The 13,024-nt window shown below is 66.4% G+C and carries 17 protein-coding genes; 11 read left to right on the top strand and 6 right to left on the bottom strand.

The genetic code is table 11. The features are described 5' to 3' along the window. Positions 1 to 7: 7 nt before the first annotated feature. Positions 8 to 502: an FBP domain-containing protein gene (locus QRN53_RS13575; RefSeq protein ID WP_285244366.1), complete on the bottom strand. Its 495-nt coding sequence runs from the start codon at positions 500 to 502 to the stop codon at positions 8 to 10. A 55-nt stretch (positions 503 to 557) separates the two neighbouring features. Continuing rightward, entirely contained in the window at positions 558 to 713 is a 156-nt protein-coding gene (locus tag QRN53_RS13580; RefSeq protein ID WP_285244367.1) for a hypothetical protein, read from the bottom strand. Positions 714 to 854: 141 nt separating this feature from the next. On the opposite strand from QRN53_RS13580, the gene QRN53_RS13585 reads away from it, so the two are divergent. From QRN53_RS13585 to QRN53_RS13610, 6 genes are all read left to right on the top strand, one after another. Continuing rightward, positions 855 to 1,943, top strand: coding sequence for an iron-siderophore ABC transporter substrate-binding protein (locus tag QRN53_RS13585; protein ID WP_285244368.1), 1,089 nt, complete (start codon positions 855 to 857; stop codon positions 1,941 to 1,943). Positions 1,944 to 1,953: 10 nt separating this feature from the next. Beyond that, positions 1,954 to 3,036 carry a FecCD family ABC transporter permease gene (locus QRN53_RS13590; protein WP_285244369.1) on the top strand — a complete coding sequence of 361 codons (1,083 nt, stop codon included), beginning with the start codon at positions 1,954 to 1,956 and terminating at the stop codon, positions 3,034 to 3,036. A gap of 56 nt (positions 3,037 to 3,092) precedes the next feature. After that, on the top strand, positions 3,093 to 4,124 hold the full coding sequence (locus QRN53_RS13595) for a FecCD family ABC transporter permease (RefSeq protein ID WP_285244379.1): 1,032 nt from the start codon (positions 3,093 to 3,095) through the stop codon (positions 4,122 to 4,124). Position 4,125: 1 nt separating this feature from the next. Continuing rightward, complete coding sequence (locus QRN53_RS13600) at positions 4,126 to 4,941, top strand: ABC transporter ATP-binding protein (protein ID WP_285244370.1); 816 nt, start codon at positions 4,126 to 4,128, stop codon at positions 4,939 to 4,941. Further along, positions 4,938 to 5,987 (top strand): siderophore-interacting protein, encoded by a 1,050-nt coding sequence (locus QRN53_RS13605; protein ID WP_285244371.1) that lies wholly within the window; start codon positions 4,938 to 4,940, stop codon positions 5,985 to 5,987. The genes QRN53_RS13600 and QRN53_RS13605 overlap by 4 nt, the downstream gene beginning before the upstream one ends. Before the next feature lie 209 nt (positions 5,988 to 6,196). After that, entirely contained in the window at positions 6,197 to 7,039 is an 843-nt protein-coding gene (locus tag QRN53_RS13610; protein WP_285244372.1) for an SGNH/GDSL hydrolase family protein, read from the top strand. Here QRN53_RS13610 and QRN53_RS13615 read toward each other — a convergent pair. After that, positions 7,036 to 7,341 (bottom strand): YciI family protein, encoded by a 306-nt coding sequence (locus QRN53_RS13615; protein WP_285244373.1) that lies wholly within the window; start codon positions 7,339 to 7,341, stop codon positions 7,036 to 7,038. The genes QRN53_RS13610 and QRN53_RS13615 overlap by 4 nt on opposite strands. Before the next feature lie 59 nt (positions 7,342 to 7,400). On the opposite strand from QRN53_RS13615, the gene QRN53_RS13620 reads away from it, so the two are divergent. Together QRN53_RS13620 and QRN53_RS13625 are read left to right on the top strand one after the other, a co-directional pair. Further along, positions 7,401 to 7,886 (top strand): MarR family winged helix-turn-helix transcriptional regulator, encoded by a 486-nt coding sequence (locus QRN53_RS13620; RefSeq protein WP_285244374.1) that lies wholly within the window; start codon positions 7,401 to 7,403, stop codon positions 7,884 to 7,886. A 44-nt stretch (positions 7,887 to 7,930) separates the two neighbouring features. Further along, a complete protein-coding gene (locus QRN53_RS13625; protein WP_285244375.1) occupies positions 7,931 to 8,692 on the top strand; it encodes an SGNH/GDSL hydrolase family protein in 762 nt (253 codons plus the stop codon). 24 nt (positions 8,693 to 8,716) lie between these two features. On the opposite strand, the gene QRN53_RS13630 is transcribed toward QRN53_RS13625, so the two are convergent. The 3 genes from QRN53_RS13630 to QRN53_RS13640 are packed head-to-tail and all read right to left on the bottom strand — an operon-like array spanning position 8,717 to position 11,527. Further along, positions 8,717 to 9,466: an FAD:protein FMN transferase gene (locus QRN53_RS13630; RefSeq protein ID WP_285244380.1), complete on the bottom strand. Its 750-nt coding sequence runs from the start codon at positions 9,464 to 9,466 to the stop codon at positions 8,717 to 8,719. Positions 9,467 to 9,521: 55 nt separating this feature from the next. Continuing rightward, complete coding sequence (locus QRN53_RS13635; RefSeq protein ID WP_285244376.1) at positions 9,522 to 10,058, bottom strand: FMN-binding protein; 537 nt, start codon at positions 10,056 to 10,058, stop codon at positions 9,522 to 9,524. Beyond that, positions 10,055 to 11,527 (bottom strand): ferredoxin reductase family protein, encoded by a 1,473-nt coding sequence (locus tag QRN53_RS13640; protein WP_502934848.1) that lies wholly within the window; start codon positions 11,525 to 11,527, stop codon positions 10,055 to 10,057. Before QRN53_RS13640 ends, QRN53_RS13635 begins: the two co-directional genes overlap by 4 nt. 316 nt (positions 11,528 to 11,843) lie before the next feature. Here QRN53_RS13640 and rpmB point away from each other — a divergent pair, with 316 nt between their 5' ends. Genes rpmB through rpsN form a run of 3 tightly spaced genes read left to right on the top strand, consistent with a single transcriptional unit; the run spans position 11,844 to position 12,555 of the window. Next, the gene (rpmB, locus tag QRN53_RS13645; RefSeq protein WP_018763944.1) at positions 11,844 to 12,080 is read left to right on the top strand and encodes a 50S ribosomal protein L28; all 237 of its coding nucleotides are present in this window, start codon (positions 11,844 to 11,846) and stop codon (positions 12,078 to 12,080) included. Beyond that, a complete protein-coding gene (gene rpmG / locus QRN53_RS13650; protein WP_013602737.1) occupies positions 12,080 to 12,247 on the top strand; it encodes a 50S ribosomal protein L33 in 168 nt (55 codons plus the stop codon). Before rpmB ends, rpmG begins: the two co-directional genes overlap by 1 nt. 2 nt (positions 12,248 to 12,249) lie before the next feature. Next, complete coding sequence (gene rpsN / locus QRN53_RS13655; protein ID WP_015938870.1) at positions 12,250 to 12,555, top strand: 30S ribosomal protein S14; 306 nt, start codon at positions 12,250 to 12,252, stop codon at positions 12,553 to 12,555. Positions 12,556 to 13,024 lie beyond the last annotated feature (469 nt).

The raw sequence follows: 13,024 nt of genomic DNA on the forward strand, positions 1-13,024 counted from the left end.
TGCGCCGCTATTTCGCCTGCACCCGGGCCAGGAACTGCGCGGTGCGCTCCTGCAGCCCCTGGATCTGGCGCTGTACGACGACGGCGGGGTCCGGGTTGATTTCATTGACCGGCGGCTCCCTGCGGACGTTGCCGCAGCATACGAAGTCGGCACAGATCAATGTTCCGACGGTGTTGCCGTTGCGCCCGGATTGGCCGGACCGCCTGGCGACCCAGAGGAGGACGTCCTCCTTGGAGAACACATCGCGGCAGAGTTCGCACAGTACCGAGCGCTTCTTGCGGGCGCCCCCTTCGGGCGCCCTGAGCATGATGCCCGTGAGGCCCTTGGGGCCGGGAACCACCAGGTAACCGCGCAGCGGCATCTTCTCATCGCGCCACCCGAGGAACTCCAAACTGTTCCAGTCCAGGGAGTCGAAGTTTTTGGGCAGCGTGAGTTTCGCGGCTTCTGAGCGGCTGGCGTTGACGAAGGACGAACGGATTTGCTGAGGCGTGACTGATTGCATGGCTGAACTTTCGAGAAGGTGGGCGGCCCGGGGCAGGGCCAGGGGTAACGGGGAGTCAGTCAGTCTCCGCGGAGCAGGCCAAAGCGGCCACCCCGCTCTCCATGGCAGCGGCGGCCCGGAAGGCCTTCTGCATGCGCATCGTTTCCGTGTCCTGTTCCTTGTTCAGCATTCCGGGCTGGCTGAGGACGGCCCGGCAAGGCCATCCTGCCAAATTGAGAGTCAACTGTCCAAGGAATGCCGGGTGCATGTGTCGTTGGTCACGCATTTGGATTAGGTGACAAAAATGTTGCGTAATGGTGATTTACATAGGTTAGCCTTACTTAAGTTTTCATCCGCCCCCTGAAGGAGCCCCGTGACGTCCTCCCTTTTCCCCGGTCCCCTCCCCACCCGCCGGACCCTGTTCTCCTCCGCCGGCAAAGCGGGAGCCATCCTGGCAGCAGCCGCGCTCACGCTCTCTGCCTGCTCCACCGGCCCCGCCTCCTCCACAGCCGACGCCACCAGCTCCAGCAGCAGCGCGGAGTTCCCCGTGACCATCGGGCACGTGTTCGGCACCACCACCATTGAGAAGCAGCCCACCCGGGTCGCCACCGTTTCCTGGGTGAATGACGACGTCGCCATCGCCCTGGGCGTGGTGCCCGTGGGCGTCCCCAAGAATGAATGGGGCGGCAACAGCAAAGGTTCCACCCCGTGGAAAGATGCCGCCCTGGAACAGCTGGGCGCCGGATTCGGATCGGCCAAGGCGCCGGTCCAGTACTCCGAGGCGGACGGCATCAACTTCACCGAGATCGCCAAGCTCAACCCCGACGTCATCCTCGCCGCCTACTCGGGCCTCACCGAGGAGGACTACAAGAAGCTCAGCCAGATCGCCCCCGTGGTGGCCCAGCCCGAGGTTGCCTACGGAACCTCCTGGCAGGACTCAACCACCATCATCGGCAAGGCCCTGGGCAAGGACGCCGAGGCGGCCAAGCTGGTGGCGGACACCGAGGCCACCGTCAAGGACAAGGTGGCCAGCTACCCGCAGATCGCCGGCAAGAGCTTTATCTATGGCAACCTCGAGCCCGCCAAGGGAGACGGTGTGAACGTCTACACCGCCAACGACAACCGGCCCCGCTTCCTCACCGAAATCGGCATGACGCTGGCCCCGGTGGTGACGGAGAACTCCAAGGGCTCCAAGGAGTTCTACATCCCGTGGTCCGCGGAAAAGGCGAACGAGCTGGCCTCGGACATCTTCGTCACCTGGGTCCCCGATGCCTCTACCACCGACGCCATTAAGGCCGATCCGCTGCTCGGCCAGATCCCCGCCATCAAGAACGGCGCCCTGGTGGCCGATTCAGACAACACCCTGACCCTTTCCATCTCGGCATCCTCGCCGCTGAGCCTGCCGTGGTCCCTGGACACCTTCCTGCCACAGCTCGCCGCCGCAGCGGATGCCGTGAAGTAGGTCCAACGCCATGAGTACGACGACGGCACGTCCCGCGGCGGATCCCGGCACCCGGGCGCCGGCCCGGGCGGCGGCTGCTCCCCTCCGCGGTAACCCCCGGGGAAGGAAGCGTGCCGCCCTGCTTGGCGCCGCCGTCGTCGTGCTGGTGCTCATGGCCGGGGCGTCGCTGGCGGTGGGTGCCCGGGATGTTCCCCTCGGCACTGTGTGGCAGGCGCTGGCCGCCTTCGACCCCTCGAACGGGGACCATGCCGTGGTCCGGGCGCGGATTCCACGGACTGTCCTTGGCCTGCTGGCCGGCGGGGCCCTGGGCCTGGCCGGCGCCGCCATGCAGGGTGTTGCCCGCAATCCGCTGGCGGATCCCGGCATCATCGGGGTCAACGCCGGTGCAGCCTTGGCCGTGGTGACCGGCATCTACGTCTTCGGCGTCACCGGCTTCTCCGGATACATCTGGTTCGCGTTCCTGGGCGCCGCAACCGCCGCCGTGGTGGTGTACCTCATCGCCTCGCTGGGCCGGGACGGCGCCACACCGGTCAAACTGGCGCTCGCGGGGGCTGCCCTGAGTGCCGGGCTTTCCTCGCTCATGAACGTCATCCTGGTCTCCAGCCAGGACACCCTGGACAGGTTCCGTTTCTGGCAGGTCGGCGGCATCGCCGGCAGGGACTGGTCCGTGCTGCTGCCCGGCCTGCCCTTCCTGGCCGCGGGCGCCCTCATCGTGCTGCTGGGAGGCAGGATCCTCAACAGCCTGGCCCTGGGCGACGATACCGCCCGCGGACTTGGGCAGCGGGTGGGCCCCGCCCGTGCCGTAACCGCGCTGGGAATCGTGCTGCTGTGCGGCACCGCCACCGCCCTGGCTGGCCCCATCGGCTTCGTTGGCCTCGTGGTGCCCCACGCCGTCCGTTTCCTCACCGGCCCGGACTACCGCTGGATCCTCCCCTTTTCCCTGCTGGCCGCTCCGGCGCTGCTGCTCGGGGCAGACATCATCGGGCGCGTGGTGCTGCTCCCCGGCGAGGTCCCGGCCGGCATCATGACCGCCTTGATCGGCGCCCCGGTGTTCGTCTGGCTCATCCGCCGCGGAAAGGGGGCAGGCCTGTGACCGGCGTTCCGCTATCAGGTATGGCTGCTAAAACCCGTCCGAAGGGACCAAAAGCGATGGAGCAACGGGGGCCACTGAACCGGACCGCCGTGCTGGCCGCGGCCGTTGTGGTGATGTTCTTCGTATCCGTCCTGCTGGGCAGCTACACGGTCACCGTCCCGGATTTCTTCACCATCGTCACCAACCATCTCACCGGCGGGCCGAAGATTCCGGGCGCCAGCTTCATCGTGATGGAGAACAAGCTTCCGCAGGCCGTCATCGGAACCATGATCGGCGTTGCGTTCGGTCTGGCCGGCGCCCTGTTCCAAACGATGCTCCGCAACCCGTTGGCCAGCCCCGATGTCATTGGCATCAGCTCGGGGGCCAGTGCCGCAGCCGTGGTAGCCATCGTCGTTTTCGGCGCCTCCGGTGCCGCGGTGTCCGGGGCGGCGCTTGCCGGTGCGCTCGCCGTCGCCGTGCTCATCTACGCGATCTCCAGCGGCAGGAACCGCGGGCCGGGCCGCGGGAACGCCGCCGGGAACCGCCTTGTCCTGGCCGGGGTGGGCATTGCCGCCGCCCTGCAGGCAGTGGTGGGTTTCCTGATGACCCGCGCCGATATCCGGACCGCCGCGGACGCCCTGGTCTGGCTCAACGGCTCGCTGAACTCCGCCACCTGGGAGCGGGCCGGTGTCCTGTTCCTGGCCCTCGCTGTCCTGGTCCCCGCCGTCGTGTTCATCGCCGGGCCGTTGCGCATCCTGGAACTGGGCGACGACGCCGCCGCCGGACTGGGGCTCCGCGTCGCCGGCACCCGCCTGGCACTGGTGGTCATCGCGGTATCGCTGGCGGCGGTGGCGACGGCGGCTGCCGGGCCGGTTGCCTTCGTCGCCTTCCTGGCCGGACCCATCGCCCGCCGCTTCACCGGCCGGCCCGGCCTGCCGGCGTCGGCCCTGGTGGGTGCCCTGATTGTCCTGGCGGCGGACTACTTCGCCGCCAACCTCGCCCCGCTGCTGCTGGGCGGCACCGTCCTGCCGGTGGGTGTGGTCACCGGCGCGCTCGGCGCCCCGTTCCTGCTGTGGCTCCTGGTCACAACCAACCGAAAGGACGCCTGACGTGCCCGTTCTGGAAGCACAAGGCCTGACGCTGAAATACGACCAACGCTGCGTGGTGGACCGGCTAAGCATCCGGATACCCGAAGGCAGGGTCACCATGATCGTCGGTGCCAATGCCTGCGGAAAATCAACCCTGCTGCGCGGCCTGTCCCGGCTCCTCAAGCCGGCGTCCGGCGCCGTGACCCTCGACGGCAAGGACATCCACGTCCGCCCGGCCCGTGAACTGGCCCGCACCCTTGGGCTGCTTCCCCAGCATCCCGCCGCCCCGGATGGAATCACCGTGCGGGACCTGGTGGGCCGTGGCCGCTACCCGCACCAGGGTCTGTTCCGTGGCTGGAGTGACAACGATGAGGCTGCGGTTCAGCGGGCGCTGGAAGCCACCGGGACGCTGGACCTCGCCGGGCGCGAGGTGGATGAACTCTCCGGCGGCCAGCGGCAGCGCGCCTGGATTGCCATGGCGCTGGCGCAGGAGACGGACGTGCTGCTCCTGGACGAGCCCACCACTTACCTCGACCTGGCGCACCAGGTGGAAGTCCTGGACCTGGTGACGGACCTTAACCGCACGCGCGGCACCACAGTGGCCATCGTCCTGCATGACCTCAACCTCGCGGCACGCTACGCGGATCACGTCATCGCCATGAAGGCCGGCGCAGTGACGGCTGCCGGCACCCCCGGCGAGGTAGTGACCGAAGGCCTGGTCAGCGACGTCTTCGGCCTGCAAAGCCGCGTGATCCCGGACCCCGTCTCCGGTACCCCGCTCATCATCCCCATCGGCCGCCGCCACGCCACAGCCAACCAACTGGAGGCCGCCTCATGAAGACCCGTGAAACCGCAGCCACGCAGCCGATGAGCGTGGCCTTCGAGGTCAGGGTGACCTCGGTCGGCGACCTCAGCCCCAACTTCCGCAGGATCACCTTTGGCGGGTACTCGCTGCGCGGTTTCGGCGTCCACGGCGACACCCTTGACCTCCGGATCAAACTCCTGATTCCCTCACGCGCCGCCGACGGTACCGAACTGCCGCTGCCGGCGTTCAACACCAGCCAGGCCGGTTGGTACCGGGACTGGCTGGCCATGGACCCGGACGTCCGCGGGGCCATGCGAACTTACACGGTCCGGGAGGCCCGGCTGGACGCGGTCTACCCGGAGATCGATGTCGACTTCGCCCTGCACGGCGGTGACCGCGGGCTGTCCCGGGAAACGTCAGGGCCGGCCGCGAATTGGGCCGTGAACGCGAAACCGGGCGATGCCCTGACCATCATCGGCCCCAACAACCGCGCCGCGCACTGCATTACCGCGGAGACCTACTCCGGCATCGAATGGCGGCCCGGGCTGGCCCAGCGCATCCTGCTCGCCGGCGACGAGACCGCCGTCCCCGCCATCTCGGCGATCCTGGAAGCCCTGCCGCCCTACATGAGCGGTCACGCCTTCCTTGAGGTCCAGCAGGCGGCCGACTTCCTGGAGCTCAGCTCGCCGGCGGACATCGAAATCACGTGGCTGGCCCGCGGTGCCGCGATCGGCAGGTCCAGGCCCCACGGCCAGTTGCTGCAGGACGCCGTGCGAAGGGCCGTCCCGGTGCCGGGTTGGGTGGGGATCTCAGCGGACGGCGGCGCCGGGCCGGAACCGGAGGACGTCAACGTTGACGTGGACATCCTGTGGGAAACGCCCGCCCGGATGGAAGCCGCCGCCATCACCGCCGCCAGGAATCCGCAGCTGCCCGCCGGCGCCATGCCCTTCTACGCCTGGATTGCCGGTGAGGCGGCCGCCATCCGCGACCTGCGCCGGTACCTTGTCCGCGACGTGGGCATCGACCGGAAGCAGGTGGCCTTCATGGGGTACTGGAGGCAGGGCAAAGCCGAAGGCTAGGCCTTTTGGGTTGCTGGCTACGCCGCAACCGCCGGCTTGCCGTCGCTTAGACACCTCCTTCCGCTCAATTACGGCCGCGGGCGGCCTTCACTTCGCTCCAGTCGGCGATGCGCTCCTACGCAAGCCGCCGGCTCCGGCTTGCTGCGTACGTCACCTTGGCTTCACCTTTGGTTTCCCTGCGCTCTTTTTCTTCGTTCTATGTTGGGTTGGTGCCCTCTGTTCCCTTGCTTCCCGACTCCGGGCGGCGGGTGTTTGTTGCCCTCGGCGATTCCTTTACCGAAGGCGTGGGGGACCGGGACGAGCGGTTTCCCAACGGGGTGCGGGGCTGGGCCGACCGGGTGGCCGAAAAACTTGCCAAGGCGCAGCCCGGCTGGAAGTACGCCAACCTGGCCATCAGGAGCAAACGCCTGCGGCACATCATCGACGAACAGCTGGAACCCGCCCTGCGGATGCGGCCCACGCTGATCACGCTCTATGCCGGCGGCAACGACATCCTGGACCTGAAAACGGACATGGCGGCGCTGATGGCGGACTACGAGCAATTCGTCGCCAAACTCGCGGGCACCGGGGCCACCGTGGTCCTCTTCACCGGGTTCGACGTCAAGGTTTCGGCGCTGCTGGAGCCGCTGAAGAAACGCAACACCTACTACAACCAGCGGGTACGGGACATCGCCGCGAAGCACGGGGCCCTGCTGGTGGACTACTGGTGCCTGGACGCCTTCCATGACCGCCGGATGTGGGACTCGGACCGGCTGCACATGTCCAAGGCCGGGCACAAGTACCTTGCCGGGCAGGTGCTGGACCAGTTGGGCGTTCCGCACAAGATCAAGCGCAAGGACTGGCAACCGCCCGCACGGCTCAGCCTCCGCGAATGGGAGCAGCGGCAGCGGCGCTGGGTCCACGATTGGGTCCTGCCGCTGTTCGGACGCAAGCTCCGCGGCATCACGCTGGGGGACACGCTCACCCCGCGCTGGCCGGAGCCGGTGAAAGTCCCGCGCAAGGGGCTGAAGAAGCTGGCGGCGGAAACGCCCGACGACGGCGCCGCGCCTTAGCTGGTCGGTGCGGGCGGGCTGTCCAGCAGGTTTTCATACCCCGGCGCCACCCGGCCCGCATGGAACTCCAGCACCTCGAACTCTGCAACCCCATTGGAGTAGAACGGGTCCTGCGCCAGGCTGGCGTCGAGGGTGGCGCGGTCCGCCTGCGACAGCAACAACCCTCCGGTTCGTGGAATCTTGCGGCCCGCGGCGATGAAAACGCCGTCGTCGAAGGCCTTTTGCAGCCAGGCGATATGGGCGTCGTTGTGGAAGTCGACGATCTCCTGGGGCACGCGGTAGGTGAGGGAGACAACATACATGGGCCAAGCCTACCGGCGCCGCAACAAGCTACTTGAAAGATCAATCGTAGAATGGGGTCATGACCGAACCCCGATGGCTCAACGCAGACGAACGCCGTGCCTGGTTGGCGCTGGTGAGCATCAACACGCTGCTGCCTGCGGCACTCGACACCAGGCTGCACAGCGCGGGGAAGTTGTCCCTCTTCGATTACACCGTCCTGGCGATGCTCTCCGAAGCCGAGGACCGGTTCCTGCCCATGAGCGAGCTTGCCGCCCGCAGCAGCGCCTCCCTGTCCCGCCTCTCCCACGTGGTGACGAAGCTGCAAAAGCGGGGCTGGGTGGAGCGCCGTCCGCACCCCCACGATGCGCGGGTGACCACGGCTCACCTCACCGAGGAGGGGATGGCGACCATTGTGGGGCTGGCGCCCCGCCATGTCGAAGACGTCCGTGACCTGTTCCTCGATGCCTTGACCGAACAGGACGTCCTGGACCTGGCGCGGATCGGCGAAAAGGTCGTAGGGCGCCTGGACACTGACCACTGGATCCTGCGCGAAACCAAGGGCTGAACCGCCGATTGGTTGCTTCCGGCAACGGGTGGCAAACTTACCGCATGGATTTCACTTCCCGGTTCGTGGCCTTGGGCGATTCGTTTACCGAAGGCGTTGGCGACGACGACTCCGCCCGCCCCAACGGTGTCCGCGGCTGGGCCGACCGCCTGGCTGAACAGCTCTGCGCCGCCGATCCCGGCTTCGGCTACGCCAACCTCGCCATCCGCGGCAGGAAGCTCCGGCAGATCCTCGCCGAGCAGGTGGACGCCGCCGTCGAACTCAATCCCACACTGGTGAGCATCTACGCGGGCGCCAATGACATCCTCCGCCCGCGCGTGGACATCGACGAGCTGCTGGTGGAGTACAACGACGCCGTCGGCAGGCTGGCCGCCACCGGCGCCACCGTGGTGATGTTCACGGGTTTCGATGCCCGGGGTTCAAAGGTTTTCGGCACCATGCGCGGCCGGACCGCAATCTACAACGAACTGGTCCGCGGCATCGCGGGGGACCACGGAGCGCTGCTGGTGGATTACTGGCGGTTCAGCGAGTACTACGACTGGGGCATGTGGGCCCACGACCGGATGCACATGTCCGCTGCGGGCCACGCCAACATGGCCAAGCGCGTGCTCGAGGTCCTCAAATACGACCACTCCATCGACATCCCGCCCATGACCCCGGTCCCGGAACTCAGCGGCAGGGATGCGCTCCGCGCCAATGCCCAGTGGTTCAGGGAATATGCGGCCCCCTGGGTGGTGCGCCGGGTCACCGGAAAGTCGTCCGGGGACAACCTTCAGCCAAAGTACCCGCAACTGACGCGGCTCTGACCCGGCAGTATCAGGCCGCCGGGCTCAGGTGTACCGGAACGCCGGAGTGGACAGCATCGAGCCGTCGGCGCGGATCGCCAGCACTGCAACATCCCAGTTGTCGGTGGCCAGGTTCAGCATCGGCGTTCCGCCGGAAACGATAGCGGTGGCCAGTACGTCAGCGGTGACGATATCCGGTGCCGCCACGGTGACGTGGACGAATTCGGAGCCGCTTCCCAGCCGCCAGATGTGCTCGCCGCGTTCGGCCGAGCCCGAGGTTGCAAGGCCTGTGTGCTGTCCGCCCGCACCGAGCGCATACCCGGTGATCAGGGTGCGTCGGTCCGACGGATCCACGATCCCGGCTTTCCACGCCTCGGTGCTGCCCGGCCGGGGCGAGCCGCTGACCAGGACGTCCCCGCCGGCGTTCAGGCACCAGTCGCGTCGGCCCAGCGCAAGGAGTGAGGTGCCGGCCTCGCGAATCGCGTGGCCCTTGATGATGCCGGACAGGTCCAGGACGCCGTCCGGCCTCTCCGGGGTAAAGGCGCCCTCCGTCCGCAGCCGCCACTCATGCGCCTCGGCGTACCGTTCCCGCATCCGGGCCGATGCGGTCCGCAGCGTCAGTTCGCCGCGGGCCAGCCGGCTGGCTTCGGAGTCCGGGCGGTAGAGGCTGAAGGTTTCGTCGAGCTCCCGGAAGAGGCTTTTGACGACGGCGGTGGCGGCAGCGAGCTCATCAAGGCGTGGCTGCCCTTCCGCGGCCACGCCGACGGGCATGGTCAGGCTGATGACCGTACCCATGCACTCGAACGTGCGGGCTTGCAGGGCCGGAGCGCCTGTTTGCGGTGACACGGGGCTAGAGGTGCGCTGCATCGATGGCTGCCTGGAGCGAGGTCAGGTAGGCGTCACTGGTGACCGTGGCGCCGCTGACGGTTTGCACGTTTGCCGACTGCGCTGCCAGGACCTTGCTGCGAAGCAGGGGCGCGGCGCGGTTGCTGATCTGGACAGACTTGCCGTCCGCGTTGGTCAGCTGAAGGGCCGTGACGTCCGTGATCTTGCCGTTGGCCACCGTGATCTGGACCTGGACAGGGCCGAACCTGGTTTGGACGGCGGTCCCTTTGTAGGTGCCGGAGCCGGTTGAACCCGACGACCCGGACGAACTTGAGGAGCCGGACGTACCCGAGGTGCTGGACGAGCCGGTTGTGCCGGAGGAGCCCGAAGCTGTGGAGGAACCCGTCCCCGCTGTTCCGGTGCCGGTGGCACCCGTGGTGCCTGCCGCCGTCGTGCCCGTTGCAACGGTGCTGATGCCTGATACCTGCGTGCCGGCCTGCCAGCCCGCCAGGAGAATCCCCGCGGAGGCAAAGGCGGCAGCGGCTATTCCGCGTATTTTCACCAGTCAAACCTTTCGTGATGGATTTGGTCCTCGCTGACGCCGGCCTTCGCGGCGGCCGCTATGACGTTGGACGCCCAGGTAGCCGGGCCGCAGACGTAAACGTCGGCGTCCTTGATGTCCGGGACGTAGGAGGTGAGGCTGTAGCCGTTGCGCACGGCGTCCTCGGGAAGCCAGGTGGAGTGGCCATGGGACCGGGGCCCGGTGAGGTGGAAGAGCCTGACCCCGCGCTCCTGGCAGATATCCAGGATTTCGCTGCTGAGGTAGAGCTCCTGCTCCGTGTGGCCGCGGAGCAGGACGCTGGCCTCCCCGGGTCCGAACGGTGTGGTTTCCAGCAGCGCCCGCAGCGGAGTTATGCCGATACCGGCCCCGATCATGACCACCTTGTTCTTGGTGCGAACCGCGGTGCTGAGCAGGCCGTAGGGTCCTTCAAGCGCCACTTTGGTTCCTTTCCGCAGCCGCAGGAGCCCTGCCGATCCGTCGCCCAGGTTGCGGACCGTGATCCGCATGGTTCCTTGGCCGTCAGGGCCGTTGAAGACCGGCTCGGCGGACAGGCTGAACGGGTGCGGGTGCCACCACATTCCCGGTGCGAGGAACCGCCAGATGAAGAACCGGCCTCCCGTCCCTGCCAGCTGGTCCAGTTGCCGGCCCCGCATGACGATGTTGACGACGCCGGGCGCCACGGCCTCCACCCGGGCAACAGTGAGCTGGTGCCTGAGGGTTGCCAGCACGGGTTCCAGGACGCGGAAGTACACCAGGGCTGTGCCGGTGGAGATGCAGATGGCCAACCAGTACCAGCGCTGCCAGGTACCCGCGGCGAACAATCCGCCGACGCTGAACTGGTGCGGGATCGAGGTGGCTACGGCCGCATATGTCAGGAGGTGGACCACGTACCAGAACTCGTAAGGGAAGCGGCGCCGCACGGCTACCAGCGACGTCACCACAACGGCGATAAACAGCGCCATGGAGACGAAGGCCAGCCACATATCAGGGACCTGAAGCCAAAGATTGATGGATTCGCTGACCAGGTCCAGGCCCTCCGCCATGCCATAACCGATGGCGATCAGGAGGCCGTGGGCCAGGAGCAGGTACAGGGAAGGCTTGCCCAGCTTCCCATGAAACTCCAGGGCCCGGTCATGGCCGATGGTCCGGTCAATGAACGGGATCCTTGCGGCCAGGAGCAGCATGAGCAGGACCAGGTCCATGCCCGCCAACCCGGCCACGATCCCGCCTGCCGTGAAGAGGCCGGCCGGAGACGTGATGTTTGTGGCCCCGCAGTCCGCCAGCCACAGGGCAATTGCCGCGGCAACCGATGCCCAGGCAATGACGGTCAGGAAGTCTGTTCGCAGCATGCGCTGCCTGTGCTGCCGGGCGAACCAGCCACGGACGGGCCGTTTAGTGGACAGGGAAGGACGCCCCGTACGGCCGGAGCTGCTTGCGGCCGGTGTTGTCGGCAGGAGCTGCGTGTTCATGTATCCAACATTGCGGTGGGAAGCTATGTCCCTGCTGTGAAAAAGGGCAACAGGCTGCTGTGACCTTCCACTCGCGCGGATGCCCTTATACACCCGATTGGTCTTTAATTGCGTCAACTCGTAGACTTGGTAGGCGCTAAGTGCGCGGAGCGTGCGCAATTGCTCCGGTTGCCCGGTAATTTTCTCCAGGGTGGCCGGTAGTTAGGGGCTCAAGTTGCGTGACTAACCGTTGCCCTCTGTTATTTAGGGTCGCACTTGGCAGCATGGTCCAGCAGCAGATATGCGGATCATTACTTTCAATTCTTGAGGAGAAGTCATGGCAGCACACTGCCAAGTGACCGGAGCCGAGCCGGGCTTTGGGCACAGCATTTCGCACTCGCACCGCCGCAACAAGCGCCGGTTCGATCCGAACATTCAGAAGAAGCGCTACTGGGTTCCGTCCCTGCGCCGTAACGTCACGCTGCAGGTCTCTGCACGTGGCATCAAGACCATCGACGTGCGCGGCATCGACGCAGTCGTCGCCGACATTCTGGCTCGTGGGGTGAAGCTCTAGTGGCTAAGGACAAGGACGTACGTCCGATCATCAAGCTCAAGTCGACCGCGGGCACGGGTTACACCTACGTAACCCGCAAGAACCGTCGTAACGATCCTGACCGCATGGTCCTGAAGAAGTACGACCCCAAGATCCGCCAGCACGTCGAATTCCGAGAGGAGCGCTAAACATGGCTAAGAAGTCCAAGATTGCTCGCAACGAGCAGCGCAAGGTCATCGTTGAGCGTTACGCTGCAAAGCGCCTCGAGCTGAAGAAGACCCTGGTTGACGAGAACGCAACCGACGAAGCACGCGAAGCAGCCCGCCTGGGCCTGCAGAAGCTGCCGCGCAACGCGTCCCCGATCCGTCTGCGCAACCGCGACATCATCGACGGCCGCCCCCGTGGCACCTTCCAGAAGTTCGGCATCTCCCGTGTCCGTTTCCGCGACATGGCACACCGAGGCGAACTCCCGGGCATCACCAAGTCTTCCTGGTAATTCAGCACCGCTGATTCCAGCTGCTTGAGAAGGGCCGGCAACCTTAGGGTTGTCGGCCCTTCTGCGTTTAACCCATTGGTCGTTCAGTGGTTGGGCATGCAAGGAAACACCTGTGCGGCAGCACACACCTGCATAATGACGACGTCGGCTGGTTGCGCAGGCGCTCCACCCCGGGTTTCGCCGCGGAATCCCGGGGATCTCCCGCCCTGGGAGGGTCAGTTTGCGGTGGGGGTGGTGGGCGTGTATTGTTTTCTAAGTCGCCGCGGGGGACAGCGTTGAGCTGGTAGCCGCGGGTGGCCAAAAACCCCCACTTCAAAGCCAGGATCTGGTTGCTCTTTAGGGCGCTGGAAATCGGTATGGGGCGGTCTTCAACATGATGTGAGTCCTGGAAGATGGATTTGACTCGGGTTGTGGGATCGGGTAAGTTTGGAAAGTTGCTCCGGAGCGATCCTGAACGGAATTGTTTGGG

Source organism: Pseudarthrobacter sp. fls2-241-R2A-127 (assembly GCF_030209355.1).
In the GTDB taxonomy this organism is placed as follows: domain Bacteria; phylum Actinomycetota; class Actinomycetes; order Actinomycetales; family Micrococcaceae; genus Arthrobacter.

What these genes read in the sequence shown, in the direction of transcription:
- QRN53_RS13575 (WP_285244366.1), bottom strand. Translation starts at nt 502, where the DNA reads ATGCAATCAGTCACGCCTCAGCAAATCCGTTCGTCCTTCGTCAACGCC.
- QRN53_RS13590 (WP_285244369.1), top strand. Translation starts at nt 1,954, where the DNA reads ATGAGTACGACGACGGCACGTCCCGCGGCGGATCCCGGCACCCGGGCG.
- QRN53_RS13595 (WP_285244379.1), top strand. Translation starts at nt 3,093, where the DNA reads ATGGAGCAACGGGGGCCACTGAACCGGACCGCCGTGCTGGCCGCGGCC.
- QRN53_RS13605 (WP_285244371.1), top strand. Translation starts at nt 4,938, where the DNA reads ATGAAGACCCGTGAAACCGCAGCCACGCAGCCGATGAGCGTGGCCTTC.
- QRN53_RS13615 (WP_285244373.1), bottom strand. Translation starts at nt 7,341, where the DNA reads ATGTATGTTGTCTCCCTCACCTACCGCGTGCCCCAGGAGATCGTCGAC.
- QRN53_RS13620 (WP_285244374.1), top strand. Translation starts at nt 7,401, where the DNA reads ATGACCGAACCCCGATGGCTCAACGCAGACGAACGCCGTGCCTGGTTG.
- QRN53_RS13625 (WP_285244375.1), top strand. Translation starts at nt 7,931, where the DNA reads ATGGATTTCACTTCCCGGTTCGTGGCCTTGGGCGATTCGTTTACCGAA.
- QRN53_RS13630 (WP_285244380.1), bottom strand. Translation starts at nt 9,466, where the DNA reads ATGGGTACGGTCATCAGCCTGACCATGCCCGTCGGCGTGGCCGCGGAA.
- QRN53_RS13640 (WP_502934848.1), bottom strand. Translation starts at nt 11,527, where the DNA reads ATGAACACGCAGCTCCTGCCGACAACACCGGCCGCAAGCAGCTCCGGC.
- rpmB (WP_018763944.1), top strand. Translation starts at nt 11,844, where the DNA reads ATGGCAGCACACTGCCAAGTGACCGGAGCCGAGCCGGGCTTTGGGCAC.
- rpsN (WP_015938870.1), top strand. Translation starts at nt 12,250, where the DNA reads ATGGCTAAGAAGTCCAAGATTGCTCGCAACGAGCAGCGCAAGGTCATC.